Here is a 26,613-nt window from a genome sequence, read left to right as displayed (position 1 = left end):
GTGTGCCGCTCGGCATGAAAGAAAGATTGAAATGAGCGTACTTGGCATCGACCAGATCACCTACGGCGCGGACGACCTGCCCGCCTGCCGCCGGTTCTTCCAGGACTGGGGCCTTTCCCTGAAGTCGGAGGCCGCCGACGAACTCGTCTTCGAGTGCTTGAACGGCTGCAAGGTGGTGGTCGCGGCGCTGGACAAGCCGGGCCTGCCGCCCGCGATGGAAGAGGGCCCGACGCTGCGCGAAGTGGTGTGGGGCGTGGAAAGCGAAGCCGATCTCGACCGCTACGCCGCCGCCATCGCGCGAGACCCTTCCTTCTTCGACGACACGGTAGACGGCGCACGCCGCATCGGCTGCATCGACCCCAACGGCCTGGCCGTGCGACTGCAGGTCAGCCGCAAGCACGCGGTGCAGGTCGACTGCGGCGCCATGAACACCTGGAACGCGAAGCTGCGCATCAACCAGCCGGCGCCCATCTACGAACGCGCCACGCCCATCGAGGTCGGCCATGTCGTATTCTTCGTGAGCGACGTGAAGGCCACCGGCGCCTTCTATGCCGATCGCTTCGGCTTCGTGGCCTCCGACAGCTACCCCAACCGCGGCGCCTTCATGCGCTGCGCGGCCGAAGGCGGCCACCACGACCTGTTCCTGCTGCAGATCCCCTCGGGCAAGCGCGGGCTGAACCACGTGGCCTTCACCGTGCGCGACATCCACGAGGTGTTCGGCGGCGGGCTGCACTTCTCGCGCTGCGGCTGGGAAACCCAGCTCGGCCCGGGCCGCCATCCGGTGTCTTCGGCGTACTTCTGGTACTTCAAGAATCCCGCGGGCGGCCTCATCGAGTACTACGCCGACGAAGACCAGCTCACCGCCGACTGGCAGCCGCGCGAGTTCGAGCCTGGCCCCACGGTCTTCGCCGAATGGGCAGTGGACGGCGGCCTCGATGGCAACACGCGCCGCCAGAAGAACGCCGAAGGGCCCAAGGGCGCCTTCATCACCGAAAAGAAATGACTCACCCGACCACCGACATGCAACGACGTTTCTCTCTTTCCGTCCTGTTCGCCGCAGTCGCGGCCTTCACGCTCGCCGCGCCCGTGCACGCGCAGCAGAGCGAGGCGCAGAAGCAGCTCTCGAGCGAGCGCTTCTCCATCATCTCGCCGTTCCCGCCGGGCGGGCCGGTCGATACGCTGGCCCGCGTGCTCTCCGACGGCCTGGCCAAGCGCTATGGCCAGGCGGCGGTGGTCGACAACCAGGTGGGCGCGGCCGGCAACATCGGCATGGACAAGGTCAAGCGCGCCAAGGGCGACGGCCACACGCTGCTGGTGATCCCGGCGGGCAACGTCACCATCAACCCGACGCTGATGCCCAACTTCCCCTTCGACATGGCGAAGGACTTCGTGCCGGTCACCATGCTCGCGAAGGCGCCCAACGTGCTGGTGGCATCGCCCGAATCGGGCATCAGGAACGCGAAGGACCTGGTCGCTCAGGCCAAGGCCAAGCCCGGCACGCTCTCGTATGCCTCGCCCGGCGTGGGCAGCGGTCTGCACCTGGCGGGCGAGCTCTTCAAGCAGCAGGCCGGCATCGACATGCTGCACGTGCCCTACAAGGGCACGGCGCCCGCGCTCAACGACGTGCTCGGCGGCACCGTGCCGCTGATGTTCAGCAACCTGCCGGCGACGCTGCCCTTCCTGAAGAACGGCAAGCTGGTCGCCATCGGCGTGACCGAGGCGAAGCGCAGCGCCGCGGCGCCCGACATCCCCACGCTGGCGGAGCAGGGCATCCAGGGCGTGACCGTGACCTCGTGGTACGGCCTGATGGCGCCCAAGGGCACGCCGCCCGCCGTGGTCGAGCAACTCGCCAAGGACGCGGCCGAGATGCTCTCCAAGCCCGACGTGCGCGAGCGCCTGAAGCTGCAGGGCATGACCGACGCGGCCATGAAGCCGGCCGAGTTCGCCGCCTACATCCGCGACGAGACGGCCGTGTGGGCCAAGATCATCAAGGCCCGCAACATCGTTGCCGAGTGAGCCGGCGCAGGAACGAAGGCAAAGTCTCATGAAGACCACCAGCGAATCCACCATCGGCATCGTCGGCGCGGGCATCGGCGGGCTCGTCGCGGCCATCGCGCTGCGCCGCGCAGGCCACGACGTGGTCGTGTTCGAGCAGGCGAAGCAGTTCGCCCGCGTCGGCGCCGACATCAACCTCACGCCCAATGCCGTGCGCGCCCTCGACGGCCTGGGCGTGGGCGAGGCGGCCCGCGTCACGGCGGCGCGCCCCTCGCACCGCATCAGCCGCACCTACGACACCGGTGAGGAGACTTCGCGCCTGGAGATGGCCGACACCGCCGAGCAGCGCTACGGCGCGCCGCAGCTCACCATCCACCGCGCCGACCTGCTGGCGGCGCTGGCCGACATGTTCCCGAACGAGCGCGTCGCGCTCGGCAAGCGGGCCGAGAAGATCGCCGCCGATGAAAAGGGCGTGAGCCTCTCGTTCGCGGACGGCACCGATGCACGCGTCGGCGCACTGATCGGCGCGGACGGCATCCACTCGTGCGTGCGCACCGCGATGTTCGGCGCCGAGAGCCCGCGCTTCACCGGCATCGTGGCCTACCGTGCCGTGGTGCCGGCCGAGCGCGTGGCCGGCGTGCCCAACCTGGGCGCCTTCACCAAGTGGTGGGGCCCGAATCCGCAGAGCCAGATCGTCACCTTCCCGCTGAACCGGGGCAAGGACGTCTTCATCTTCGCGACCACGCCGCAGGACAGCTGGCACCTCGAGTCATGGACCGCGCCGGGCAGCGTCGAGGAACTGCGCGAGCAGTACGTGGCCTACCACCCCGAGGCGCGCGCCTTGCTCGATGCCTGCGACACGGTGCTCAAGACCGCGCTGTACGAACGCGACCCGATGCCCGCCTGGACCAAGGGCCGCATGGCGCTGCTGGGCGATGCCGCGCACCCGATGCTGCCCTTCATGGCGCAGGGCGCGGGCATGGCCATCGAGGACGCTGTGGTGCTGTCGCGCCATCTCGAAGGCGTGGCCATGGCCGACTTGCCTGCCGCGCTGCAGGGCTTCGAGACCGCGCGCATCGAGCGGGCCAGCCAGGTCCAGCTCGGCTCGCGCGGCAACAACTGGCTGCGCGAAGGCGGCAACGCGGACTGGGTCTACGGCTACGACGCCTGGGCCGTGCCGCTCGCGACCCCGGCCATGGCGGCCGCCGCCTGAATCTTCAATTCATTCCGCCCTACGGAGGCCCACGATGCAAACCCAAGACCGCTACCTGCAACCGCACCAGGCGCGCCGGCGCCCCGCGACCACCTACGAAGACCTGCTGGGCGACGTGATCGAGCGCGCCTTCGCAGATGGCATCCACGACCTGCCGGGCCTGGTGCAGCGCCTGAACGACAGCGGCCTCGCCACGCCGGGCGGCCAGCAGTGGACCGAAGAGCTCTACCGCAAGGAAATGGCCGCGCTGGCGGCCTGAGAGAGGGAAAGGAACATCATGACCATCGCCATCCAACCCGCCGGCAACGCTGCAGCGGACCCGGTCGACCATCTGCTCGAGATCGGCCTGAAGGACCTCTGGTACCCGATCTGCCCCTCGCACTTCATCAAGGAGAACCCGATCTCCCTGCGCCGCCTCGGCCGCAAGATCGCGCTGTGGCGCGACGGCGAAGGCGTGCTGCATGCGCTGGAAGACCGCTGCCCGCACCGCGGCGCGCCGCTGTCGCAGGGCGTGGTGCTGGGCGACCGGCTCTCGTGCCCCTACCACGGCGTGGAAGTGCGCCACGACGGCGTCGTCACGCGCGTGCCCGGCAGCCCCGGCTGCAAGCTCGAGGGCTCGAAGGCCACGATGCACTTCCACGTGCAGGAGCGCGCGGGCGCGGTGTTCCTCTACAACTCGAAGGAGCCGGTCGACGTGCCGCCGCCGCTGGTGCTGCCCGAGCAGCTGACCGACGACGCCGAGTACAGCAGCTTCCTCTGCTACACCGAGTGGAAGGGCGACTACCGCTACGTGCTCGACAACGTGATGGACCCGATGCACGGCACCTACCTGCACAAGCAGTCGCATTCGATGGCCGAGGGCGATTCGAGCGCCAAGTTCGGCATCCGCCAGACCGACACCGGCTTCGTCTTCGAGAAGGAAGGCCAGCGCAACGTCAACTTCGACTGGACCGAGTGGGCCGACACCGGCATCCACTGGATGCGCCTCGAAATCCCGTACCCGAAGACCGGCGGCCCCGGCGGCAACTTCATCATCATCGGCGCCTTCTCGCCCATCGTGAAGGGCATGACGGCGACCTTCTTCTGGCGCGTGCGCAAGCTGCAGCCGGGCTGGCAGCGCGACACCTGGCGCTTCCTGTACCGCAACCGCCTGGAGGCGCGCCACTGGCATGTGCTGGAGCAGGACCGCGGGATGCTGGAAGAGATGGAGCCCGACGCCAACCAGCACGAGAACCTGTACCAGCACGACCTGGGCATCGTCCGCCTGCGCCGCCACATGCGCAACCTGGCCGTTGCGCAACTGGCCGAGGCAGGCGAAGCCGCCACGGCCTGACGGGGGAGAGAGCTTCGCCATGTCTTCCCCAACGCTCAACGCCCTCGTGCACACCATGCGCTACGAGGCCGAAGGCATCGTGAGCGTCGAGTTCCGGCCGGCCACGCCCGCGGTGGACTTCCCCGCCTTCGAGGCCGGCTCCCACATCGACCTGCACCTGCCCAACGGGCTGGTGCGCAGCTACTCGCTGTGCAATCCGTCGAGCGACCGCCAGCGCTACGTGGTGGGCGTGCTCAACGACCGCAAGAGCCGCGGCGGCTCGCGCTACGTGCACCAGCAGCTGCGCGTGGGCATGACGCTGCCCATCTCGGCACCGCGCAACAACTTCCGGCTGGAGGAGGGCGCCGAGCGCTCGGTGCTCGTGGCCGGCGGCATCGGCGTCACGCCCATCTGGTGCATGCTGCAGCGGCTGGTGGCCATCGGCAAGCCGGTGGAGATCGTCTACTGCGCGCGCACCCGCAAGGAGGCCGCCTTCTGCGACGCCATCGAGGCGCTCGCGAAAGAGAAGTCGGTGCAGCTCACCTGGCATTTCGACGACGAGAAGGGCGCCCCGCCCAACCTCGCGGAGCTGCTGTCCGGCAAGGGCGCCGCCAGCCACTACTACTGCTGCGGCCCCACGCCGATGCTCGATGCCTTCGAGAAGAGCTGCGAGCAGCTGGGCTACGCCAATGCGCACATCGAGCGCTTCGCCGCCGTGCAGGCGGAGGCGGGCGCCGCCTCGCAGGCATGCGTGGTGGAGTGCGCCAGGAGCGGCAGGAGCGTGGAGGTGCCGGCGGGCAAGTCGATCCTCGACAGCCTGATCGATGCCGGCCTCAACCCCGACCACAGCTGCAAGGAAGGCGTGTGCGGCGCCTGCGAGACGGCCGTGCTCGAAGGCGAGGTCGACCACCACGACGGCATCCTCACCAAGATCGAACGTGCGTCGAACAAGACCATGATGATCTGCGTCTCGCGCTGCAAGGGCGCGCGGCTGGTGCTCGACATCTGAACGGGGCCACCGGCCGACAGAAGAAAACCACCCGGGACAACTCAATGAAAAAGTACCTGATCGCGCTGGCTGCGGCCAGCGGGGCTGGCGGAGCGCTGGCCCAGTCTTCCCTCACGCTCTTCGGCGTGGTCGATGCGGCCGTCACCTACACCAAGGGCAGCGGCCCTGGTTCGGCCGGCAAGACGCAGCTGACCAACAGCGGCAACATGTTCAGCCGCCTTGGCTTTCGCGGCACCGAAGACCTGGGCGGCGGCTACTCGGCCAACTTCTGGCTCGAGATGGGCCTGCAGAACGACAGCGCGCAGGGCTTTCCCTCGAACTCCAACAACCAGGCCAGCGGCAATGGCCCGGCCGGCGTGCTGAGCTTCAACCGCCGCTCCACAGTGAGCCTCGCGGGCCCCTTCGGCGAGGTGCGGCTGGGCCGCGACTACGTGCCCGCCTTCTGGAACACCGCCATCTTCGACCCCTTCGGCACGGGCGGCGGCATCGGAGCCAACCAGATCTACTTCTCGGGCCTCGGCGGCCTGGTCGCGCCCACCGGCACGCGCGCCTCGAACAGCATCGGCTACCTGCTGCCGGCCGACCTCGGCGGCTTCTACGGCCAGGTGATGTACGCCATGGGCGAGAACGACTCGAACTCGGTGCTGCCAGGCACGCAGGTGTCGAACAGGCACGACGGCGACCACACCGGCGCACGCTTGGGCTACCAGGGCGGCGGGCTCAACATCGCGCTGGCCACCGGCCGTACCCGCTACGCGAGCGGCGACCTGCGCGTGACCAACCTCGGCGCCTCCTACACCTTCGATGCCTCGCTCATGAACCTCAAGCTCACGAGCGAGCTGTACAGGGAGTCGAAGGGCAGCACCGATGCCAAGGGCGTGCTCGTCGGCTTCCAGCTGCCCATCGGGCCGGGCGAGATCAAGGCCTCGTATGCGCGCTACCGGCTGGAGCCGGCGGGTGCGCTGCTGAAGCCCACGTCGTCGAAGCTGGCCATCGGCTACGTGCACAACCTTTCGAAGCGCACGGCGCTCTACGCCACCATCGCGCGCATCAGCAACAGCAACGGTGCGTCGCAGGCCCTCTCGGGCGCGATCACCGCGCCGAACCGTGCCTCCAGCGGCACCGAGTTCGGCATGCGCCACATGTTCTAGGCGCCCCATCACCTTCACCCCGTCAGGACCGGCCATGCAGAACAGCAGCAGCAACAAGAACGGCGGCGCAAGCCTTCGCTGGTACGGCGTCATCACGCTGTTCGTGATCGTCGCCATCTCCTACGTCGACCGCATCAACATCGCCGTGCTGATCACCGATGCAGCGTTCCTCGAGCACGTGGGCCTCGCCGCCACCGACCGCGTGAGCCAGGGCTTCCTGGCGACGGCCTTCATGCTGGGCTACGGCGTGTCGGCCTTCGTGCTCACGCCGTTCTGCTCCGCGCTCTTCGGCGTGCGGCGCAGCCTGGTCTACGGGCTGATCCTGTGGGGCGTGGTGACCTGGGCCTCGCCGATGTTCCACAGCTACGGCCTGCTGCTGGCCTCGCGCGTGCTGCTGGGCGTTTCGGAAGGGCCGCTCTTCTCGCTGGCTTCCGCGTACATCAAGGCGCACTTCCGCAGCGACGAGAACGGCAAGCCCAATGCCTTCGTCAACATGGGCACGGGCCTGGGGCTGGCCATCGGCTATCCGCTCGTCGGCTGGCTGCTCACGCAGTTCGCGTGGGACAGCTCCTTTCACGTGCTCGGCGTCATGAACATCGTGCTCGGCATTCCTCTGGTGCTGGCCTTCGTGCGCATGCCGCCAGGGCATGCCGACGGCGTGAAGCCATCTTCCTTCGGCGAGGCGATGTCGCGCGTGGGCGGCATCGTGAAGGGCGCGCTGCAGACGCGGCACCTCTTCGTCGTCACGCTGCTGACCTCGGCAGCGCTGGCCTACCTCTGGGGCAGCAGCAACTGGCTGCCGACCTACCTGCGCGAGGCGCGCGGCTTCTCGATGCGCGAGATGGGCTGGCTGGCCTCGCTGCCTCAGTACGCCACGGTGCTCGCGGTGTTCGTGGGCGGCGTGCTCATCGACAAGGTGGGCCGCGAGCGGGTGCCCTTCATCTTCATGGGCGCGAGCGTGGGCGTGGCGCTGTCGGTGCTCATGGCCATCAATGCGCATGACCCCTACGTGGCCGCCTGCTGCCTGGTAGCGGCCAATTTCTTCTGGGGGCTGCAGAGCCCGGCCATCCCGAGCACGGTGCAGTACTGCTCGCGTCCCGAGCACACGGCCAGCGCGTTCGGCGTGACCAACGGCGTGGGCAGCCTCGTGGCGGGCTTCATGCCTGCGCTCATGGGCGGCGTGATCGGTGCGATGTCGCATGGGGCAGGTGCCGGCCCGGCGGCGGCAGCTTCATCTGCATCCGGTTTCTTCGCGGGTTTCGCGCTGCTCATCGGCACGCAGGTGGTCGTGTTCGGCTGCGGCCTCATGCTGTGGCTGCGCGACCGCGCGCGCAGCGCGCGCACAGTCTCTGGTTCACAGCTTTCGTAGCTTTTTCGAAGGCTTGTACCTTCGTACTGTCGTGGTCGGGTCACACTGCGGCGACCCGGTTTCCGTCATCTGCGTGAGCAGGTGTTTCGGCGGCTGAACCATCTTCGTATTGCATGGCATGCGTCGCGTGCCATGACGCCATTCGGCCTATCGCGCGCGAACATTTTGAGAAGGAAAAGTTCCGCGATTCATTGAGCACGCAGCGCCCATCAGCTACAACTGCGTGACATCAATGGACGAGGGAATGCGCGTGAAATCAACGACAAGAGCCGCAGCAAGTCTTGCCATCGCCAACACAGTTCGCACCGTTCCCGCTTCGCGGGTGCGTGTCGCGCCGACGATGCGCATGCATTGACGAAGGCCTTCGCGCTACAAGCCCCGCCTGCCCATCCCATCACCCCGCGATCGACGGGAATGGAACCTCTCACGCCTCGCATCCTGGGACCGCCGCCTCGCGCGCGGTGCGACCCTGCATGACCGTGTGGTCCTGACGAACGAACGAGTTCGCCGGGAGGGCACCGTGTTGCCCGTTTCTCCCCGATTCCCCCGTTGTTCATCTCACTCATCACCGCGCGCGTCTTGCGCATCGCCGGCTATCCGCCGGCGGCTGCGAAGCCGGCGCATGTTTCTTCTTACCAAGAGTACTCAGAGGCGATCATGAAAAGATTCAATACACCCGTGGTCCATCATCTTGCCATCACCGCAGTGACCCTTGCCGTCCTCACGGCTTGCGGCGGCGGCGGAGACGGCGGTGGCTCTTCCTTGGGCGGTGCAGGCGTCGGCCTCAGCGCACCTTCGGACCAGGTCGTTTCCGCTCCCGTGTCCGATCCCACCGCCAAGGCGCCCGACGACGGCGTGCCCAACGCGGCGAACAATGCGGTCGCCGCCGTCGATCGCTCGGCGCGGCCGATGGAGCTGCCCGACACCGTCTGGCCCAGCAACTACAAGCTGTGGTTCCGCCCCGATGCGGCGCTCAAGACCTTCGTGGGCCGCGGCGACGTGGAGATCGAAGTGCTCAAGCCTGTCGATGCCATCGTCGTCGCTGCGCACAATCTGAACTTCGCGAGGGGCCGCACCACGCTGCGCAAGGTGTCGAATCCTTCGGAGGCGATTGCGCTGATTCCCACGCCGCAGACGCTGGGCGACTTCGTGCAGCTGCGCCTGAACGACGGCCAGATCGCCAAGGGCAAGTACCTGCTGCACATGGAGTGGGACGGCAAGATCCAGTTCTCCGACGCCGAGTACTGCCCGCCGGCCGAGGTGGCGCGCAACCCGTTCTGCTCGGCCGCCACCGGCATCTTCAAGGTGGGACTCTCCACGCCCGAGGGCGTGAGCAGCGACGCCATCGTGACGCAGGGCGAGACCAACTACGCGCGGCAGTGGTTCCCGGGATGGGACGAGCCGGCCTTCCGCCACACCTTCGAGATATCGGCCGAGGTGCCGGGCGACTGGAAGACGGTGTCCAACGGCGCGCAGATCGAGGCGACGAAACTGCCCGACGGCTACCAGCGCGTGGCCTTCGAGAAGACGCCCTCCATGCCGATGTACCTGACCTTCTTCGGCGGCGGCAAGTTCGACATCCTGGCCGACAAGTTCAAGAACCCGCTCGACGGCAGCGAGATGCCGCTGCGCTGGTTCACGCCGCCGGGCCGCTCCGACTGGGCCAAGTTCGCGATGGAGTGGACCAAGGTGTCGATGGACTACTACTACAACTACACCGGCATTCCGCTACCGTTCAAGAAGTTCGACACCGTCGCGGCCAACGACAGCTACAACAACAAGCCCAACACCGGCTTCGGCGGCATGGAGAACTGGGGCTCGATCTTCGAGTTTGCCGACTCGGTGCTCACCAAGCCGGGCGACACGCCCACGCTGTACTCGGTGACGGTGGTGACGCACGAGGTGGCGCACCAGTGGTTCGGTGACCTGGTCACGCTCGACTGGTGGGACAACGTGTGGCTCAACGAGTCGTTCGCGCGCTGGTTCGAAAGGCGCACCACGATCAAGTTCCACCCCGAGTACTACAGCTTCTCCGACTACGTGCTCGACAAGCACAACGTGATCGTCGCCGACCTGAAGAACACGGCCGTGCCGGTGCAGCGCAACCTCAACGACGCGGGCTCGTTCGGCTTCATCAGCCCGTCGATCTTCGTCTACAACAAGGGCAGCCACGTGCTGGAGACCATCCAGAACTACATCGGCGAGGAAGCGATGCAGAAGGGCCTGCGCATCTACCTGAAGGACTACGCCTTCGGCAACGTCACGCCGTCTCGGCTGTGGAGTTCGCTGGAGAAGGCCAGCAACGGCAAGAAGGTGAGCGAGATCGGCGACAGCCTGATCCGCCAGACCGGCATTCCGCTGCTCACGGTGGACGCGCAGTGCGCGGGCAACAGCACCTACGTGAACATCACGCAGGAAGCCTTCCCCAACCAGAACCTGTACCCGGCATCGACCTGGACCATTCCCGTGACGCTGGCCTATGGCGACTCGATGGAGCAGCGCAGGACCTTCGTGATGTCGGGCAACAGCACGCAGATCGAGCTACCCGGTTGCACCGCGGTGCTGGCCGGGCCGACCGGGCAGGACTACTACGTGAGCAACTACAGCGCCCCCTCGTGGAGCGCGCTGCTGGCCAAGGCGCAGAATTTCGCGGGCAACAAGCCGCTGCTGCTGAACATCGAGCGCGATGCGTTCCGGTTGCTGAGCGTGGGCCGCATCACGCAGGCGCAGTACGACCAGATCAAGGGCGTGCTGAACCTGCCCGCGCCGCTGCTGGCCAAGACCCAGGTGAGCGAGCAGAAGATGGCTGCGGTGGCCACCGGCGCGGAGAAGGAGGAGTACCCGCACGCGCTGCGCTTCCAGGGCAGCCTGAAGCTGCGCGAGAACGAGAAGCGCTGAGCGGCATCGGCTGAAACGGCGCGCGCCGTCCTGCATGCGGCATGCAGGGCGGTGCGCGCTCCTTCGACAAGGGATCATCATGAACACAGCACTCAAATGGCTGGCCGCCGGCGCGTCGGCATTGCTGCTCGCCGCCTGCGGCGCGAACAGCGGCGGCGCGCCCGAGGCCGAACTGGTCGGAACCTACGCCGTGAAGCAGAACGGTGCGCTCAAGGAGCTCATCAAGATCGAGAAGCAGGGCGACGCCTACGTGATGCGCGACAAGGTCCGCACGGCCGAGTGGAGCGAGCCGAAGATGACGATGAAGCCGGTGACGCGCGAGCACTGGACGCGCATCACCACCGACCGGGAGAACACCGCCTTCGTCGGCGTGGCGAGCGAGCAGCTCGGAATCTTCAAGGTGCCGGCCGGCTGGAAGAAGAATGGCTTCCAGACCTCGACCGGCTACTTCCTGTTCTATTCGCGAGGGCCGGTGGAGGCGTACAAGCTCTGAACCTCGAGGCTCAGGCGGCCGGCGCCACGCTCGCGCCCTCGATGCGGTGGCGCTTCAGCGCGTCGGCCACGAAGCCGCTGGCCTTCATCTCCTCGACGAAGGCCGCGAGCAGCGCCTGCGCCTGGGCGCCGCGGCTGGCGGGCGTGCCCATGGCCTGCTGGATCACCATGAAGCGCCCCGGCAGCACGCGCACGCCGGGTGCGCGCTGCGCCTCGCCTTCGAGCAGCTGGCGGATGCCGGCCGCGACCTCGACCTCGCCCGAGCGCAATGCCGCCAGTGCGGGCCCCGCGCCCTGGAGGCGGACGATTTCGGCCGCCTTGATCTCGCGCGTGAGGAACAGGTCGTAGGCGCTGCCGGACCCGACCGAGATGCGGTTGCCCTGGGCATCGACCTGCGCGTTGTCCTTCAGGGCCGAGCCTTCGGGCACGAGGTAGCTGCCCTCGATCAGCACGTAGGGCGCGGTGAAGAGCAGCCCTTCGCTGCGCGCCGGGTCGATGGCGAAGAAGCCGATGTCGGCCTTCTCGTTCTTGACCGCGTCCACCGATGCGGCGGCCTTCTCGAACACCACCAGCTCGATCCCCACCCCCAGGCGCCGCGCGAACTCGCGTGCCAGGTCGATGGACACGCCCACGGGTTCGCCGCTTGCGGCGTCCTTGTTGGCCAGGATCGGATTGCCCAGGTTGATCGAGGCGCGCAGCGTGCCGCCGGGCGCGAAGGCGGAAACGAGGGAGGGGGAGATCGTCGTCTGCTGAGGCTGTGTCATGGCGTTCGTTCGTCGGCAGGGGAGCGCGCCAGTTTACGGGCGGGCCTGCGGAATTTCCTACCGGATGTAGGGAAGCGCGCTCACCGGCGAGGCCCGGCGGCTCCCGTAGGCTCGGGCATATTCGAAGGTAATCTTTTCTTTTTAACTCCTGCTGTTTCCGCCGTGCCGCTTTCCACCTTTCCTGTCGACGACAACGTCCCCGTCCGCCGCAACCTGGTATCGGCGACGGAGAGCGAGCTATACATTCGCGTGTTCGGCCCCATGATCGACGTGACCGCCAAGCCGGAGGGCCTCCCGCGATGAGCGCCGCCGTCCAACCCTCGATGGCCGAGGTGCTGCGCCCCCTGCGCAATGCCACGCATGCGCTGCACGAAGCGCTCGACAGCCAGCTGCCGATCGCCCGCGAAGATGCCTCGCTGGCCGACTACGCGGATCACCTGCGTGCGCTGCGCCCCTGGCTGGAGGCGGTGCGGCAGGCGCTGGCCGTTCCCGGCGATCCCGGGCTCGACCGCGTGGCGCGGCGCACCGACCGGCGCCTGGCCGCCCTGGCGCTCGATCTGGAGGATGCCGGTGCAGCGCCGGTCGGGGAGCACGCCGCCGCCACGGCCCAGGCATGCCTTGCGCCTCGGCTCGTGGAGGCCGCCGCCGAACCTGCGTTCGCCTGGGGCCTGGCCTACGTGCTCGAAGGCTCCCAGCTCGGCGGCCTGGCCATGCACAAGCGCCTGGCGCCGAAGCTGGCGCCGCATCCGATGCGCTACTTCCAGCCCGTCGACGCACCCGACGGCCTGCCCGCGCAGTGGAAGGAATTCGTCGCGCAACTGGCTGCGGCGCTGCGCGATCCGGCGGCTGTCGATTCGGCTCAGCGCGGCGCGGTGGCCGGCTTCGAAACTCTCATCCCGCGCTTCGGTTTGCAGCCGGCCGGATTGTAGGAAGCCGCCGACGAATCCCCCGAAGACGCGCTGGCATGATCCTGTCAACCTGTTTCCAGATAACCCAGTGCGGCCGCCGCCGCCTCGCCCGAACTTGACCAACGTGCCGCCGCCCCTGACCCTCACCGAGCCTCAGCCGCAGGCCGGCTCGCGGGCCCTCGAGCCCGTGCCGGTCGACCTGTCCAATTGCGACCTCGAGCCGATCCGCGTTCCGGGCTCGATCCAGCCGCACGGCCGCATGCTGGTGCTCGACGGCGGCTCGCTGGCGCTTGTCGCATGGAGCGAGAACTGGCCCGACGCCGAACTGCCCGCCGCGCTCGAGGCCGTGCGCGGGTTGCGTTTGCCGGCGATGCCGCCGGGCGGCTCCCCGGTGTCGCTCGGGGCGATGAGTCTTGCGCATAACTTCTTCGACGTTTCCGCGCACCGTGGCGGGAACCACCTGATCGTCGAGTTCGAGGCCGCCTCGCCCCCGGGCGGCAACGAGGCGCCCATCTATTCTCTGGGCCGCGTCTTCCTGCCCCGGCTGCAGGATGCCGCCACGGTGGACGAACTGTGCTGCCTGGCCGCACGCGAGATGAAGCGGCTCACCGGTTTCGGCCGCTGCCTCGTCTACCGCTTCGACGCAGCCGGCCATGGCGAGGTGCTGGCAGAGGCCGCCGAGCCCGGCTACGACAGCTACAGCGGCCATCACTTTCCCGCGTCCGACATTCCGCGCCAGGCGCGCGAGCTGTACCTCGTCAACCACTTCCGGCTGATCGCCGACGCCAACTACCAGCCGGTGCGCCTGCGTGCCAACGACGCGTCGCTCACGGCCGCCGACATCGACCTTTCGCAGGCGCAGCTGCGCAGCGTCTCGCCGATCCACCTCGAGTACATGCGCAACATGGGCACGCTGGCGTCCATGTCGGTGTCGATCGTCATCGACGGCAGGCTCTGGGGACTGATCTCCTGCCACGACCATGCGCCGCGCTTCCTCGACACGGCGACGCGGCTCGCGTGCGAGCACCTGGGGCAGCTGCTGTCGCTGCAGATCCGGTCGAAGGAAAGCAACGGCGAAGTGGCCGAGCGGCTCGAGCTGCGCAAGCTCACGCTGCAGATCGTCTCGCACCTGTCCAACAGCGACGGCACCCTGCAGCACCTCACGTCCGAGGTCTCGCTGATGCTGCGCGTGATGCGCGCCACGGGCGCCGCCGTGGTGCTCGACGACGAGGTCTGGTGCGTGGGCGACGTGCCGGCGCGCGCGCACGTGCAGGAGCTTGCGGGCTGGATCGCGGGGCTGGGCGTGGAGGTCTATGAGAGCAATGCGCTGGCGGCGCACTTCGCGCCGGCTTCGCAGTTCGTCGACGTGGCGGCGGGCGTGCTCGCCATCTCCATCTCGCAGGTGCACCGGCACCTGATCCTCTGGTTCCGCCCCGAGATCGTGCAGACGGTCCGCTGGGCGGGCGACCCGCAGAAACCGCAGAGCCTGGTCAACGGCCGCATGCATCCTCGCCTGAGCTTTGCGAGCTGGGTGGAGCACATCCGCGGATGCTCCAAGCCCTGGTCGCCGGCCGAGGTCGGGGCGGCCGCCGAACTGCGCCAGGCGCTGATCGGCATCGTGCTGCGCCGCGCGGAGGAACTGGCCTCCGTGGCCTCCGAACTGGGACGCGTCAACAAGGAGCTGGAGGCGTTTTCGTACACCGTGTCGCACGACCTGCGCGCCCCGATGCGGCACATCGCCGGCTACGTCGACCTGGTGGGGCAGACCGAGGGCGAGCAGCTCAGCGAGCGGGGCCGCCGCTATCTTTCGCACGTCAAGGAGGCGGCCGCCTTCGCGGGACAGATGGTCGACGCGCTGCTCGACTTCTCCCGCATGGGCCGCTCCGCGCTCAAGCGGCGGCAGGTCGACAGCGCCTCGCTGGTCGAGGGCCTGGTGCGAGAGCTGACGCGGCTGGAGCCGCAGCGCAAGGTGGAATGGCAGGTCGATGCCGACCTGCCGGCGCTGTATGCCGACCCGCTGCTGCTGCAGGTGGCGGTGCGCAATCTGCTGGCCAACGCAGTCAAGTACTCGCGCACCCGCAGCCTGTCGCGCATCGCGGTGCGCGGCATCCGCAGCGACCTGGGCGACGGGCTCGAAGTGCAGGACAACGGCGTGGGCTTCCAGATGAAATACGTCGACAAGCTGTTCGGCGTGTTCCAGCGGCTGCACCAGGCCGAGGATTTCGAGGGCACGGGCATCGGCCTGGCCAATGTGAAGCGGATCGTGGAGCGCCATGGCGGCACGGTCTGGGCAAAAGGGGAGATCGACGCGGGGGCGAGCTTCGGCTTCATCCTGCCGCGCCAGGGCCCCGACAACGGAGAGGAACATGCTTAAGCCGATCCTGCTTGTCGAGGATGACAAGCGAGACCTCGAACTCACCCTGATCGCGCTGGAGCGCAGCCAGCTCGCCAACGAAGTCGTCGTGCTGCGCGACGGCGCGCAGGCGCTCGAATACCTGCACCGCCAGGGCGAGCATGCGGACCGCGCCGAGGGCAATCCGGCCGTGATCCTGCTGGACCTGAAGCTGCCCAAGGTCACCGGACTGGAGGTGCTGCAGGCGGTGCGCGCCAATCCGGCGCTGCGCAGCATTCCGGTGGTGATGCTCACCTCGTCGCAGGAAGAGTCGGACGTGCTGCGCAGCTACGAACTGGGCGTGAACGCCTACGTGGTCAAGCCGGTGGCGTTCGACCGGTTCGTCTCCGCAATCGCCGAGCTGGGTGTGTTCTGGGCCGTGCTCAACGAACCGCCGCCGGGCTCCCTGAAGGCTGCGCGCAAACATGAGTAGCGACGGCGGCGCCCCTGCCGCGACCATGCAGCCGACGAGCATCCTGGTACTCGAAGACTCGCGCTTCGACGTCGAGCTGCTGACCGAGGCGCTGGCCCAGACCCTGCCGCTGGCCACGATCCGCGCCGTGCGCGACGAGCGCGGCTTCGTCGAGGCGCTGAACGAGGGCGGCTTCTCGCTGATCCTGTCCGACTACGAGCTGCCGGGGTTCTCGGGCGCGCATGCGCTCGAGCTGGCGCGCCGCCTGGCGCCGGAGACGCCGTTCATCTTCGTCTCGGGCGTGATCGGCGAGGACAACGCGGTCGAGCTGCTCAAGAGCGGGGCCACCGACTATGTGAGCAAGGGCCGTCTCGCGCGGCTGCCCGTGGTGCTGGAACGCGCGCTCAAGGAGGCCGCCGACCGGCGCGCCAAGGGGCTTGCGGAGCGCCGGCTGAACGCGGCCAACGCGGCCATCATGGAAGCCGAAGCGCGCCGCCTGGCCCTCATGGAGCTGGGCGACCGCATCCGCGACATGGACGAGCCGGGCGACATCGCCTATGCGGCCTCCGAAATGCTCGGGCGCAGCCTGGACGTGGACCGCGCCGGATACGGCCTGGTGGACACGGCGGCCGAGACCATCGTCATCGCCCGCGACTGGACCGCGCCCGGCGTGGCCAGCCTCGCGGGCCTGCTGCACTTTCGCGACTACGGCTCCTACATCGACGACCTGCGCAAGGGCGTCACCGTGGCCTTCGCCGACGCACGGCTCGACTCCCGCACACGCGACAACGCGCAGGCGCTGGAGGCCATCACTGCGCGCGCGGTGGTCAACATGCCGCTCACCGAGCGCGGCGGGCTGGTCGGGTTGCTCTATCTCAACCACGGCGAGGTGCGGCCGTGGACGCGCGACGAGTTGGACTTCATCCGCGAGGTCGGCGACCGCGTGCGCTCGGCCATCGCCCGGCGCGAGGCGCAGATCGAGCTGATGGCCCTGGCCGAGTCGCTGGAGCGCCAGGTCGAGGCGCGCACCCACGAGCGCGACCGCACCTGGGCCCTGAGCCAGGACCTGCTGGGCGTGGCCAACTCTCAGGGCTTCTTCGTGAGCGTGAACCCCGCCTGGGAAGCCGTGCTGGGCTGGAGCGCCGAAGAGATTTGCGCCATGCCCTTTCGCTCGCTGGTGCATGCCGACGACCTGATCCACACCGAGGCCGAGCTGGAGCGCCTCCTGCAGGGCGAGCGCACCACCGGTTTCGAGAACCGCTACCGCACAAGGAGCGGCGGCTACCGCTGGCTCTCCTGGACCGCCGTGCCCGACAACGGCCTGCTGTACGCCGCCGCGCGCGACATCACCGAGCAGAAGGAGCGCGCCGCCGAACTCGATGCCGCGCGCGAGCAACTGCGCCAGAGCCAGAAGCTGGAGGCCGTGGGCCAGCTCACCGGCGGCCTGGCGCACGACTTCAACAACCTCCTGGCCGCCATCAGCGGCAGCCTCGAACTGATGCGCCGGCGCGGCCTTCAGGGCAATCCGGCGGACATGGAGCGCTACGTGGGCGTGGCGCAGGGCGCGGTCAAGCGCGCGGCCGCGCTCACCCACCGGCTGCTGGCCTTCTCGCGGCGCCAGACGCTGGAGCCCAAGCCAGTCAACGCCAACCGGCTGGTGACGGAAATGGAAGAGCTGCTGCGCCGCACGCTGGGCCCGCACATCTCGCTGGAGACCGTGGCGGCCGTCGGGCTGTGGAACGTGCACGCCGATCCGGGCCAGCTCGAGAACGCGCTGCTCAACCTGTGCATCAACGCGCGCGACGCCATGCCCGAAGGCGGCACCCTGGTGATAGAAACCGCCAATCGTTGGATCGACGCCCGGACCGCGCGCGACCGCGAACTGCCGATGGGGCAGTACGTGTCGCTCACCGTCAGCGACAACGGCGTGGGAATGCCGCCGGAAGTGGTGGCTCGGGCCTTCGATCCGTTCTTCACCACCAAGCCGATCGGCATGGGCACCGGACTGGGCCTGTCGATGATCTACGGCTTCGCGAAGCAGTCGGGCGGGCAGGTGCGCATCTACTCGGAGGTCGGCAAGGGCACCTCCGTCAGCATCTACCTGCCGCGCCATGACATGCAGGAAGAAGTGTCCGCGGCACCGGCAGTGGCCATGCTCGCGCCGCGCGCCGACCAGGGCGATACCGTGCTGGTGGTCGACGACGAACCAGCGCTGCGCATGATCATCGTCGAGGTGATGCGGGGCCTGGGCTACGCCACGCTGGAAGCCGGGGACGGGGCCGAGGCACTGCGCATCCTCCAGACGCCGCGGCAGCGCATCGATCTGCTGGTGAGCGACGTGGGGCTGCCCGGCGGCATGAACGGCCGTCAGGTGGCCGACGCCGCGCGCACGGCCCGGCCGGGCCTCAAGGTGCTCTTCATCACGGGCTATGCCGAAAACGCCGTGTTGAGCCATGGCCACCTCGACCCCGGCATGCACGTGATGACCAAGCCCTTCGAGATGGACGTGCTGGCGCGCCGCGTGAAGCAGTTGATCGAAGAGCGCTAGCGCCCCGACCGTCGGTATGCGCCCGGCCGGGGCTGCGGGAGATCAGCGCGCCGTCAGCGGCTCCAGGCCGGTCTTGGCGATGGTGGGAGCCGCTGCGGGCGAATTGAGATAGCGGATGAGCTGCCGCGCCGCGTCGGGCTGCTTCGAGGCGCTGGCGATGCCGGCGGAGAACACCGTCACGCGCTGCACTTCGGCAGGCAGCGGTCCGATGTAGTCGATGCCCGCGATGGGCAGCAGCTCGCTGACCTGCTGCAGGCCCAGCGCCGCGTCGCCGCGCGCCACCACGGAGCCGACGCGCTCGCTCAGGATGCGCTTGCTCTTGGGCTTGACCTGGTCCTCGATGCCGAGCTTCTTGAGCAACTCGGTCTCGTAGTAGGTGCCGCTCGCGCTGGCCGAGTAGGCGATCGACGGCGCTGCGATCAGCGTGCGCTTGAGCGCGTCGACCGTGCTGATGTCGGGTTTGGGCGCGCCCTTGCGCACCGCGAAGCCGATGGCCGAGCGCACCAGGTCGACCTGGCTGCCCGGCACCACCTTGCCCTCGGCCACCAGCGCATCGAGCGCGGGGCGCGCGAGGATCACCACGTCGGCCGGCTCGTTGCGGGCGAGGCGGCTGGGGATGGAGTCTTCGGCATTGCCCATCGAGGCGCCGTAGGCGGTCTTCACGCTGCGGCCGGTGCTGCGCTCGAACTCGGGGCGCAGGTCGTTGTAGGCGGCGGTGAAGCCGCCGGAGGTCATGACGTGGATGTCGGCGCCGCCCGCGGGCTTGCTGCTGCTGGTGGTGCCGAGGCTGCCGCAGCCTGCGAGCGCGAGGGCCGCGACCAGCGGTAGCGCGGCGCGGCGGGTGAGGGTGCCGAAGGAAGAGGGGAAGGAAGAGCGGAAAGAAGAGGGGGTCTTGAAGGGCTTCGTCACGATGTCTCCAGGAGGAAGAGGATTGCGGCGCGGTCGCCGCGTGCCGCTGTCATCGTAGAAGCCGGGGCTGTCATTCGGCCTTCAGCGAAGTCGGGGTTATCACTGAGGCGCCTCGGGTGCCTCGGGCTTGTCGGGAGTGCTCCTGCCTGCATCCGCGCCCGGCAGCCGCCCGCGCCGGGCCAGCCCCTCGCGCAGCAGGAACTCGACCTGCGCGTTCGCGCTGCGCAACTCCTGCGCGGCAAGGCGCTCGATCTCGGCCCACAGGGCCGGATCGATGCGCAGGGGGTAGGCTTTCTTGCCGGGACTGGCCATCGGATGGGTACGGATCGGGAGGGCGCGTACGGTTCGCGCCTCAGGTGTAGAGCGTACCGGTGTTCACCACGGGCTGCGTCTCGCGGTCGGAGCACAGCACCACCAGCAGGTTCGACACCATCGAGGCCTTGCGCTCGTCGTCGAGCACGACGAGGTTGCGTTCCGACAGGCCCTTGAGCGCCGCCTCGACCATGCCGACCGCGCCCGACACGATCTGGTGCCGCGCGCTCACGATGGCCACCGCCTGCTGGCGGCGCAGCATCACCTGTGCGATCTCGGGGGCGTAGGCCAGGTGTGTGAGCTTTGCGTCGAGCACCTCGACGCCCGCGCTGGCGAAGCGGCGGTTCAGGTCGTCACGCAAGGCGTCGGCCACGGTGTCGAGGCCGGCACGCAGCGTGGTTTCCTCGCTGGGCAGGTCGTCGCCGCTGTCGTAGGCGTAGAGGGTGGCCAGGTGCCGGATGGCGGCCTCGGACTGGATGGCGACGAACTTGTTGTAGTCGTCGATCTCGAAGACGGCCTGCGCCGTGTCGTACACCCGCCAGACCACCGCCGCGCCGATCTCCACCGGGTTGCCGCGCTTGTCGTTCACCTTCAGCGGGGGCGTGTTGAGGTTGCGTGCGCGCAGCGAGATCTTCTGGCCGCTTTGCAGCGGGTTGGTCCAGCGCAGGCCCTCGGAGCGGTCGGTGCCCTGGTACTGGCCGAAGAGCGTGAGGATGATGCCCTCGTTGGGCTGCAGCATGTAGAGGCCGGGGATCAGCACGAGGCCGACCACGATCAGCAGGACGCTCATCGGCAGCGGCATGAGGCGCTGCACGATCGCCCAGACGCCGATGGCGATCAGCAGCAGCACCACGGCGGAAACGCCATAGCCGTTGATCGACCGGTAGGGGCGCTCCATGCGGACCGGTCGCGGATTGGTGTTGGGGGTCTTCTCTTGCATCACTGCCTCCGTTGAAAGTGATATCACTCTAATATCTTTTCGGGGCCAGTCAAGATGTTTTGGATGTCCCGGCAAGCGCGCCGGTTTTCCGCCGCCGGCTGCCGGCGCCAAGGTAAAGACGGCGCGCTTTACCGCCGCTTTACGGGCTCGCAATGCAGGCGACAGCCGCCGCCCCTGAAATTCGCGGTGGCCCTTCGGAGGGCCGGCCAGCGAGGACTCCAGCCATGACCATGAACCGCTCCCTGCAACGCCTCGCACTTGCCGCCGCCCTCGTCGCCGTGAGCGGCCAGGGGTTCGCGCAATTCGGTGCTGGTGGGGGTGGCCCCGGCATGGGCGGCGGCCGGCGCGGCGCGCGGCCCGACAGCTCCGCCGCTTCGCGCACCGGCGAAGGCCTCACCACGCCGGCAACAGCCGCAGGGAAGATTCGCGACAAGCTCTACGACCTGCGCCTGCAGCTCATGGTCACGCCCGAGCAGTCGCCGCTGTGGGACCGTTTCTCCGACGCGGTGTGGGAGCTCGCCGGCCGCCCCGGCATGACGGCCGCCGCGCCGTCCGACGACCTGAACGCGGTGCAGTTCGTCCAGCAGCGCGCGATGCAGGCACAGGATCGTGCGCACCGCATGCAGGCGGTGAGCGATGCGTTGTCGAAGCTCTACGAGTCGATGACGCCCGAGCAGCGCCACACGGCCGACCAGAACCTGCCGGCGGTCATTCCCTGATCGCCCTGATCAGTCAGTCGATCAGGTCGAAGCAGCAGCCCGCGTAGTAGGGCTTGTCGCCGCCCTCGACGAAAGGCACCTCGATGGGCTTGCCCTCGTTGCGCCACACGTCGCGCTTTCGGTAGCCGGAGCGCGAGAGGTCGGCCAGCAGCTCGTCGTGGTGCTGGATGCGGTAGGGGCACACCGCGATGCCGATGCTGTTGAGCGTGTAGATCGTTCGCTCCGGGTGCACGGCGGTGGTGTTCATCACGATGCGCCGGGGCTTCACCGCGAGCTCGGAAAGGATCGCGTCCATGCGCACCGGCAGGTACTGCAGGCTGCCCGACACGTACAGCACGTCGCAGCCGCTCGCATCGCGGTAGTCGGTGGTGAAGCCCAGCTGCTCGGTCGCCTCGCGCTTGACGGCCATCGCGCGGCCGCTCTCGACCACCCCGGGCACGTCGCACACTGTCCAGCGCAGTGTGGAGGGATAGCTCAGCACGCGGCGGAAGGCGTAGTACTTGATGCCGACGTGTCCGCCGAGGTCGAACACGCGCGTCATGCCCGCGTCGATGGAGCGGCCCAGCCAGAAGAGGCCGGGGTAGTCGTAGAAGTAGATCTGCGGGCTGTAGAGCTCGCCCGCGTCGGCGTTGGCATAGCCCACGGCCTTGCTGGAAGGCGCCCCGGCCTCGGCCGCGGCGAAGCTGTCGAACGAGCCCATGAACAGGTTCTCGTCGGTGTTGTTGAGGAACTTGCGCCTGTACGCGCTTTCGCGGGCAGGAAATTGCAGGAGGCTGTTGAGCATCTCGTTCTCCGTTGGCTCGCCCATTCTGGGCGCAACGGGAGCGCGAAGGCGCTATAGCCCAGTGCGGTTGGGGCAGTTACCCCATGGGGGTTACATACCGCTCGCCAACGCCGCGGCGGCCGCCCGCGTCTCCACGCCCAGCTTCTCGAAGATGTGCTCCAGGTGCTTGTTCACCGTGCGCGGGCTGGTGCCCAGGATCTCGCCGATGTCGCGGTTCGTCTTGCCCTTGGCGAGCCACGAGAGCACCTCGGTCTCTCGCGGCGTGAGCGCCGCATCGGCCAGCCGCGCGGCCGGCCCCTCGCGCTGCACGGCGAACAGCAGCATCGTCTCGCCCAGCGCCGCCGCGCCGAGGTTGCGCACCGACAGCCGCATGCCGGTGGACGTGCCGACGGCGATGACCGCACCCGGCGCCAGCGCCGCTTCCAGCGAGCCCGGCAGCAGGCCCGGCGCCGGCGGCACCTCCAGCGCATGCAGCCACAGCGCGGCCTGCGGCGAGCGCCATGCGATGCGCCCGCGCGTGTCGACGAAGACCACACCCATGCCCGCCACGTCCACCGCGTCGCGGGCCATTCGGGTGATGCGCGCGTTGCGCGCGTGCGTGTGCAGCCGCGCCAGCACTTCCTGCGCGCGGATCGGCTTCACCACGTAGTCGACGCCGCCGCACTCGAAGCCCTCGACCACGTGCGAGGTCTCCGACAGGCCCGTCATGAACAGCACCGGGATGTGCGCGAGCGCCGGGTTGGCCTTGATGCGCCTGCAGGTCTCGAAGCCCGAGAGGCCCGGCATCAGGCCGTCGAGCAGGATCGCGTCGGGCACCACCAGTTCGAGCCGCTGCAGCGCGGCCTCGCCGTCGGCCGCCACCAGCACGGTGTAGCCGCTGGCCTCGAGGGTGTCGCACAGCATCCCGAGGCTGCTGGGGGCGTCGTCCACCACCAGCACCACGGGGCGTTCGGCCGAAGGCGAATCAGGGAGCGAGGGTGTCTGCATCTTCTGACAGTGCGTTGCGGAGTTTGTCGAGTTCGAAGCGCGCGACCATGCCGCGCAGCCACGTGCATGTGGCCGCCGCCGAGGGCGAGGAAGCGGCCAGCCGGTCGAGCGCGGTGTGCAGGCCGCGCACGTGGCCCATCTGTGCAAGCCGCATGAGCTCGGCGCGGTCGTCTTCGGGCAGGTCGAGCTGCCTGGGGCGCGGTGCGGTGTCCGCATCGTCGTCGCGGGCGTTCGGCGGCAGGGCGTCGCCGGCCGCCAGCCATTCGAGGCCGAGGTGGCGCTCCAGCGTGGCGATGAGCTCCGACTCGATCACCGGCTTGCCCACGAAGGCCTGGCAGCCCGCCGCGCGCAGCCGCTCGGCCTGGTTCTCGAACATGTTGGCCGAGACGATGATGATCGGGATCTCGCCGAAACCCGAGGCGCGCACCGACGCGGCGGTCTGCCAGCCGTCCATGTCGTCCATCGTCAGGTCGAGCAGGATGGCCGAGGGCAGCTCCTCGCGCAGGCTGTCGAGGCACTCGGTGCCGCTGGCGGCCTCGCGCACCTCGAAGCCCAGCGGCGCGAGCATGCCCGCGAGCATCTGGCGCTGCACCGGCTGGTCGTCCACCACCAGCAGCGTGCGGCGCTCGCCGATGTAGCCCGACACGGGCTGGCGCACGGCACCCGCCTTGCCGGCCTGCGGGCCGGGGTCGGCCACCTCGCGCAGATACACGCGCACGCTGAATGTGCTGCCCTGCGAGGAGGTCGACGCGAGCTTGAGCTCGCCGCCCATCAGCGAGGTGAGCAGGCCGGTGATGGTCAGGCCCAGCCCCGTGCCCGGCTCGCCGCGCCGGCGGCCCGCCGCGCCGCGCTCGAAGGGCAGGAAGATGCGCTGGTGGTCCTGCGGCGCCACGCCGATGCCGGTGTCGGCCACGTCGAAGCGCAGCACCTCGCGGCGGGCGTCAACGTGCAGCGTGACGGTGCCGCTGTCGGTGAAGCGCACCGCGTTCGTCAGCAGGTTGATGAGGATCTGCCGCAGCCACTTCGCGTCCGCATGCACCCAAGGCGGCAGCCGTCCCGCGTGCGTGTAGACGAAGGCCAGGCCCTTGTTCTCGGCCTGCGGCCGCACCATGTGCACGAGCTGGTCGAGAAAGGCCGGCAGCGCCAGCGGCGCGGGCTCCAGCTGCAGCCGGCCGGCCTCGATGCGCGCGAGGTCGAGCAGGCCGTCGATCAGGCCCAGCATGTGCTCGCCGCTGCGGTGGATGGTCTGCACCGCCTCGCGCGGCGGCTTCACCGAGTCGCCCTTCAGCAGGATCTGCGAATAGCCCAGGATGCTGTTGAGCGGCGTGCGCAGCTCGTGCGTCATGCCGGCCACGTAGCGGGTCTTGGCCTGGTTGGCGGCCTCGGCGGCTTCCTTGGCGGCCTGCAGCGCGGCGTCGGTGCGGCGGTGCGCCTCGATCTCCAGCGCCAGCAGGTTGTTGTGGCGGTTCGATTCCTCCTGCGCCATCTGCCGGCTCTCGCTGCCCAGCACCACCCACCACGCGGCCACGGCTGCCACCACGGAAAGCAGCGCGAACACCTTCAGGAAGGCCGTGGCCATGACCGGGTCGCTGGTGCCCGCCAGCGCTTCCTGCGCATAGACCACGCCCACCACGGTGGCCAGCAGCGCGATGAGCGACGCTGCCACGAGCAGGTAGTGCGCCACGCGGAAGTTCAGGCGCGCCGACAGGGCAGGCGGCAGCAGCGCCTGCAGCCAGCCGCTCATCTGCTCGGCCGCGCGCGAATCGGTCTTGCAGCGGTCGTGGCAGCGCGACTCGAGCGTGCAGCACAGCGAGCAGATCGGCGCGCTGTAGGCCGGGCAGTGCGCCATGTCCTCCGACTCGAAGCTGTTGTCGCACACCGAGCACTTCACGGCCTGGCCCGGCGTCCAGCGCTCGATGTCGTTGCGCGCCAGGTAGTAGCGCCCGTGCGTGCGCCAGGCCAGCAGCGGCGACAGAGCCATGGCGGTGGCCAGCGCGATGAAGGGCGAGAAGGCCTTCGCCCATTGCCCCAGCGTGCCGGAGTACGCCAGCATGGCCAGCGCCGCCGCCACCAGCATCGACACCAGGCCCACCGGGTTGATGTCGTACAGGTGCGCGCGCTTGAACTCGATGGTGCGCGGGCTCCAGCCCAGCGGCTTGTTGATGACCAGGTCGGCCACCAGCGCGCCCACCCAGGCGATGGCGATATTGCTGTAGAAGCCCAGCACGTGCTCCAGCGCCGCGAACACGCCCAGCGCCATCAGCAGGATCGCGATGGCCACGTTGAACACCAGCCACACCACGCGCCCCGGGTGGCTGTGCGTGAGCCGCGCGAAGAAGTTCGACCATGCCAGCGAACCCGCATAGGCGTTCGTGAGGTTGATCTTCATCTGCGACACTAGCACAAACAGCACCGTGATGCCCAGCACCCAGGCCGGATCGCGCAGCACGTAGGAGAAGCCCGTGAGGTACATCTGCGTGGGCTCGACCGCATGGTTGGCCGGTATCTCGTGCTGGAGCGCGAGGAAGGCCAGGAAGGCGCCGCCCATCATCTTCAGCATGCCGGGCACGATCCAGCCAGGGCCCGCGACCAGCACCGCCGTCCACCAGCGCACGCGGTTGGCGGCGGTCTTCTCGGGCAGGAAGCGCAGGTAGTCGACCTGCTCGCCGATCTGCACCACCAGCGAGAAGGCCACGGTGGCGGCGGCGCCGAACATCAGCGGGTCGAAGCCGCTGCTGTCGGAGGTGCGGCCCACGAGGCCGGTGAAGTCGGCGTAGAGCTCCGGCTCCTTCACCAGCACCGCGACGAAGGGGCAGATGAACAGCACGATCCAGATCGGCTGCGTCCACAGCTGCAGCCCCGAAATGAGCGTGATGCCCCGCGCAACCAGCGGGATGATGACGATCGACGACACCATGTACAGCAGCCACAGAGGCCAGTCGAGGTACATCTGAAGCGCCAGCGCGAGGATGGCCGCCTCCAGCGCGAAGAAGATGAAGGTGAAGCTCGCGTAGATCAGCGAGGTGAGCGTGGAGCCCAGGTAGCCGAAGCCCGCGCCGCGCGTGAGCAGGTCCATGTCCACGCCGTGGCGCGCCGCGTAGTAAGAGATCGGCAGGCCCGTGAGGAAGGTGATGAGGCCCACCACGAGGATGGCCCACAGCGCGTTCGAGAAGCCGTAGCTCAGCGCGATCGCCCCGCCGATGGCTTCCAGCGCCAGGAAGGAGGTGGCGCCGAAGGCCGCGTTGGCGACGCGGAACTCCGACCACTTGCGGAAGCTGCGCGGCGTGTAGCGCAGCGCGTAGTCCTCCAGCGTCTCGTTCGCGACCCAGGCGTTGTAGTCGCGGCGGATGCGGAAGATCTTCTGTCCGGAGACGGATTGCATGGCGGGTTCTCGCGGCGGCGGTGGCATGGCGCGGGTACAGCAAGAAGCGCTCCCTGCGTGCTTCCACCGGTTTCTGGCTCGCGAGTCTGCAGGCACGACGGGCCCTCGCCGCTACGT

23 protein-coding genes are annotated in these 26,613 nt (G+C 68.7%); 16 read left to right on the top strand and 7 right to left on the bottom strand.

Annotated features, from left to right (window positions below):
* The first annotated feature begins 31 nt into the window (after window positions 1–31).
* From ACTJLF_RS04030 to ACTJLF_RS03985, 10 genes are all read left to right on the top strand, one after another.
* A complete protein-coding gene (locus ACTJLF_RS04030; RefSeq protein ID WP_132798220.1) occupies window positions 32–1,003 on the top strand; it encodes a VOC family protein in 972 nt (323 codons plus the stop codon).
* Window positions 1,004–1,020: 17 nt separating this feature from the next.
* The gene (locus ACTJLF_RS04025; protein ID WP_440882533.1) at window positions 1,021–2,016 is read left to right on the top strand and encodes a Bug family tripartite tricarboxylate transporter substrate binding protein; all 996 of its coding nucleotides are present in this window, start codon (window positions 1,021–1,023) and stop codon (window positions 2,014–2,016) included.
* A 28-nt stretch (window positions 2,017–2,044) separates the two neighbouring features.
* Window positions 2,045–3,208 (top strand): FAD-dependent monooxygenase, encoded by a 1,164-nt coding sequence (locus ACTJLF_RS04020; RefSeq protein WP_132798216.1) that lies wholly within the window; start codon window positions 2,045–2,047, stop codon window positions 3,206–3,208.
* A gap of 34 nt (window positions 3,209–3,242) precedes the next feature.
* A complete protein-coding gene (locus ACTJLF_RS04015) occupies window positions 3,243–3,467 on the top strand; it encodes a recombinase-like helix-turn-helix domain-containing protein (RefSeq protein ID WP_019652127.1) in 225 nt (74 codons plus the stop codon).
* 18 nt (window positions 3,468–3,485) lie between these two features.
* A complete protein-coding gene (locus tag ACTJLF_RS04010; protein ID WP_440882532.1) occupies window positions 3,486–4,541 on the top strand; it encodes a Rieske 2Fe-2S domain-containing protein in 1,056 nt (351 codons plus the stop codon).
* A 19-nt stretch (window positions 4,542–4,560) separates the two neighbouring features.
* Window positions 4,561–5,529: a PDR/VanB family oxidoreductase gene (locus ACTJLF_RS04005; protein ID WP_440882531.1), complete on the top strand. Its 969-nt coding sequence runs from the start codon at window positions 4,561–4,563 to the stop codon at window positions 5,527–5,529.
* Between the two features lie 44 nt (window positions 5,530–5,573).
* Window positions 5,574–6,680 carry a porin gene (locus tag ACTJLF_RS04000; RefSeq protein ID WP_440882530.1) on the top strand — a complete coding sequence of 369 codons (1,107 nt, stop codon included), beginning with the start codon at window positions 5,574–5,576 and terminating at the stop codon, window positions 6,678–6,680.
* A 34-nt stretch (window positions 6,681–6,714) separates the two neighbouring features.
* Window positions 6,715–8,049, top strand: coding sequence for an MFS transporter (locus ACTJLF_RS03995; protein ID WP_440882529.1), 1,335 nt, complete (start codon window positions 6,715–6,717; stop codon window positions 8,047–8,049).
* A gap of 657 nt (window positions 8,050–8,706) precedes the next feature.
* Window positions 8,707–10,947 carry a M1 family metallopeptidase gene (locus ACTJLF_RS03990; RefSeq protein WP_440882528.1) on the top strand — a complete coding sequence of 747 codons (2,241 nt, stop codon included), beginning with the start codon at window positions 8,707–8,709 and terminating at the stop codon, window positions 10,945–10,947.
* Between the two features lie 79 nt (window positions 10,948–11,026).
* Window positions 11,027–11,440: a hypothetical protein gene (locus ACTJLF_RS03985; RefSeq protein WP_132751327.1), complete on the top strand. Its 414-nt coding sequence runs from the start codon at window positions 11,027–11,029 to the stop codon at window positions 11,438–11,440.
* Between the two features lie 10 nt (window positions 11,441–11,450).
* On the opposite strand, the gene ACTJLF_RS03980 is transcribed toward ACTJLF_RS03985, so the two are convergent.
* The gene (locus ACTJLF_RS03980) at window positions 11,451–12,203 is read right to left on the bottom strand and encodes a transporter substrate-binding domain-containing protein (RefSeq protein ID WP_440882527.1); all 753 of its coding nucleotides are present in this window, start codon (window positions 12,201–12,203) and stop codon (window positions 11,451–11,453) included.
* Between the two features lie 162 nt (window positions 12,204–12,365).
* Between ACTJLF_RS03980 and ACTJLF_RS03975 the strand changes: the two genes are divergently transcribed.
* From ACTJLF_RS03975 to ACTJLF_RS03955, 5 genes are all read left to right on the top strand, one after another.
* Window positions 12,366–12,506, top strand: a complete 141-nt coding sequence (locus tag ACTJLF_RS03975) for a hypothetical protein (protein WP_019652136.1) — start codon at window positions 12,366–12,368, stop codon at window positions 12,504–12,506.
* Entirely contained in the window at window positions 12,503–13,132 is a 630-nt protein-coding gene (locus tag ACTJLF_RS03970) for a biliverdin-producing heme oxygenase (RefSeq protein WP_440882526.1), read from the top strand. Before ACTJLF_RS03975 ends, ACTJLF_RS03970 begins: the two co-directional genes overlap by 4 nt.
* Window positions 13,133–13,235: 103 nt before the next feature.
* Window positions 13,236–15,485, top strand: a complete 2,250-nt coding sequence (locus tag ACTJLF_RS03965) for an ATP-binding protein (protein WP_440882525.1) — start codon at window positions 13,236–13,238, stop codon at window positions 15,483–15,485.
* Window positions 15,478–15,936, top strand: coding sequence for a response regulator (locus ACTJLF_RS03960; RefSeq protein ID WP_019652139.1), 459 nt, complete (start codon window positions 15,478–15,480; stop codon window positions 15,934–15,936). Before ACTJLF_RS03965 ends, ACTJLF_RS03960 begins: the two co-directional genes overlap by 8 nt.
* A complete protein-coding gene (locus ACTJLF_RS03955) occupies window positions 15,929–18,463 on the top strand; it encodes a response regulator (protein WP_157773615.1) in 2,535 nt (844 codons plus the stop codon). Before ACTJLF_RS03960 ends, ACTJLF_RS03955 begins: the two co-directional genes overlap by 8 nt.
* A gap of 42 nt (window positions 18,464–18,505) precedes the next feature.
* Here the strand turns inward: ACTJLF_RS03955 and ACTJLF_RS03950 are convergent, their stop codons facing one another.
* From ACTJLF_RS03950 to ACTJLF_RS03940, 3 genes are all read right to left on the bottom strand, one after another.
* On the bottom strand, window positions 18,506–19,372 hold the full coding sequence (locus ACTJLF_RS03950; protein ID WP_019652141.1) for a substrate-binding domain-containing protein: 867 nt from the start codon (window positions 19,370–19,372) through the stop codon (window positions 18,506–18,508).
* A 99-nt stretch (window positions 19,373–19,471) separates the two neighbouring features.
* The gene (locus ACTJLF_RS03945; RefSeq protein WP_019652142.1) at window positions 19,472–19,684 is read right to left on the bottom strand and encodes a hypothetical protein; all 213 of its coding nucleotides are present in this window, start codon (window positions 19,682–19,684) and stop codon (window positions 19,472–19,474) included.
* Between the two features lie 40 nt (window positions 19,685–19,724).
* Window positions 19,725–20,624 carry an SPFH domain-containing protein gene (locus tag ACTJLF_RS03940; RefSeq protein ID WP_132798198.1) on the bottom strand — a complete coding sequence of 300 codons (900 nt, stop codon included), beginning with the start codon at window positions 20,622–20,624 and terminating at the stop codon, window positions 19,725–19,727.
* A gap of 224 nt (window positions 20,625–20,848) precedes the next feature.
* Between ACTJLF_RS03940 and ACTJLF_RS03935 the strand changes: the two genes are divergently transcribed.
* Window positions 20,849–21,343: a Spy/CpxP family protein refolding chaperone gene (locus ACTJLF_RS03935; protein ID WP_184603792.1), complete on the top strand. Its 495-nt coding sequence runs from the start codon at window positions 20,849–20,851 to the stop codon at window positions 21,341–21,343.
* A 13-nt stretch (window positions 21,344–21,356) separates the two neighbouring features.
* Here ACTJLF_RS03935 and ACTJLF_RS03930 read toward each other — a convergent pair whose 3' ends face one another.
* From ACTJLF_RS03930 to ACTJLF_RS03920, 3 genes are all read right to left on the bottom strand, one after another.
* Window positions 21,357–22,127, bottom strand: a complete 771-nt coding sequence (locus ACTJLF_RS03930) for a TIGR04325 family methyltransferase (protein WP_026346132.1) — start codon at window positions 22,125–22,127, stop codon at window positions 21,357–21,359.
* A 90-nt stretch (window positions 22,128–22,217) separates the two neighbouring features.
* On the bottom strand, window positions 22,218–23,114 hold the full coding sequence (locus tag ACTJLF_RS03925; protein WP_019652146.1) for a response regulator transcription factor: 897 nt from the start codon (window positions 23,112–23,114) through the stop codon (window positions 22,218–22,220).
* On the bottom strand, window positions 23,092–26,496 hold the full coding sequence (locus ACTJLF_RS03920; protein WP_440882524.1) for a hybrid sensor histidine kinase/response regulator: 3,405 nt from the start codon (window positions 26,494–26,496) through the stop codon (window positions 23,092–23,094). Before ACTJLF_RS03920 ends, ACTJLF_RS03925 begins: the two co-directional genes overlap by 23 nt.
* Window positions 26,497–26,613 lie beyond the last annotated feature (117 nt).

The organism is Variovorax sp. 22077 (assembly GCF_052044195.1).
In the GTDB taxonomy this organism is placed as follows: Bacteria; Pseudomonadota; Gammaproteobacteria; order Burkholderiales; family Burkholderiaceae_C; genus Variovorax; species Variovorax atrisoli.
Note: the sequence above shows the minus strand (reverse complement) of the source record. Positions and strands in the feature narration are given on the sequence as shown.

Coding starts and splice junctions, on each gene's coding strand:
- ACTJLF_RS03955 (WP_157773615.1), top strand. CDS start 15,929: ATGAGTAGCGACGGCGGCGCCCCTGCCGCGACCATGCAGCCGACGAGC.
- ACTJLF_RS03940 (WP_132798198.1), bottom strand. CDS start 20,624: ATGCAAGAGAAGACCCCCAACACCAATCCGCGACCGGTCCGCATGGAG.
- ACTJLF_RS03920 (WP_440882524.1), bottom strand. CDS start 26,496: ATGCAATCCGTCTCCGGACAGAAGATCTTCCGCATCCGCCGCGACTAC.
- ACTJLF_RS03960 (WP_019652139.1), top strand. CDS start 15,478: ATGCTTAAGCCGATCCTGCTTGTCGAGGATGACAAGCGAGACCTCGAA.
- ACTJLF_RS04030 (WP_132798220.1), top strand. CDS start 32: ATGAGCGTACTTGGCATCGACCAGATCACCTACGGCGCGGACGACCTG.
- ACTJLF_RS03935 (WP_184603792.1), top strand. CDS start 20,849: ATGACCATGAACCGCTCCCTGCAACGCCTCGCACTTGCCGCCGCCCTC.
- ACTJLF_RS03985 (WP_132751327.1), top strand. CDS start 11,027: ATGAACACAGCACTCAAATGGCTGGCCGCCGGCGCGTCGGCATTGCTG.
- ACTJLF_RS04010 (WP_440882532.1), top strand. CDS start 3,486: ATGACCATCGCCATCCAACCCGCCGGCAACGCTGCAGCGGACCCGGTC.
- ACTJLF_RS04000 (WP_440882530.1), top strand. CDS start 5,574: ATGAAAAAGTACCTGATCGCGCTGGCTGCGGCCAGCGGGGCTGGCGGA.
- ACTJLF_RS03980 (WP_440882527.1), bottom strand. CDS start 12,203: ATGACACAGCCTCAGCAGACGACGATCTCCCCCTCCCTCGTTTCCGCC.
- ACTJLF_RS03930 (WP_026346132.1), bottom strand. CDS start 22,127: ATGCTCAACAGCCTCCTGCAATTTCCTGCCCGCGAAAGCGCGTACAGG.
- ACTJLF_RS03990 (WP_440882528.1), top strand. CDS start 8,707: ATGAAAAGATTCAATACACCCGTGGTCCATCATCTTGCCATCACCGCA.
- ACTJLF_RS04005 (WP_440882531.1), top strand. CDS start 4,561: ATGTCTTCCCCAACGCTCAACGCCCTCGTGCACACCATGCGCTACGAG.
- ACTJLF_RS03970 (WP_440882526.1), top strand. CDS start 12,503: ATGAGCGCCGCCGTCCAACCCTCGATGGCCGAGGTGCTGCGCCCCCTG.
- ACTJLF_RS03945 (WP_019652142.1), bottom strand. CDS start 19,684: ATGGCCAGTCCCGGCAAGAAAGCCTACCCCCTGCGCATCGATCCGGCC.
- ACTJLF_RS04025 (WP_440882533.1), top strand. CDS start 1,021: ATGCAACGACGTTTCTCTCTTTCCGTCCTGTTCGCCGCAGTCGCGGCC.
- ACTJLF_RS03995 (WP_440882529.1), top strand. CDS start 6,715: ATGCAGAACAGCAGCAGCAACAAGAACGGCGGCGCAAGCCTTCGCTGG.
- ACTJLF_RS04020 (WP_132798216.1), top strand. CDS start 2,045: ATGAAGACCACCAGCGAATCCACCATCGGCATCGTCGGCGCGGGCATC.
- ACTJLF_RS04015 (WP_019652127.1), top strand. CDS start 3,243: ATGCAAACCCAAGACCGCTACCTGCAACCGCACCAGGCGCGCCGGCGC.
- ACTJLF_RS03925 (WP_019652146.1), bottom strand. CDS start 23,114: ATGCAGACACCCTCGCTCCCTGATTCGCCTTCGGCCGAACGCCCCGTG.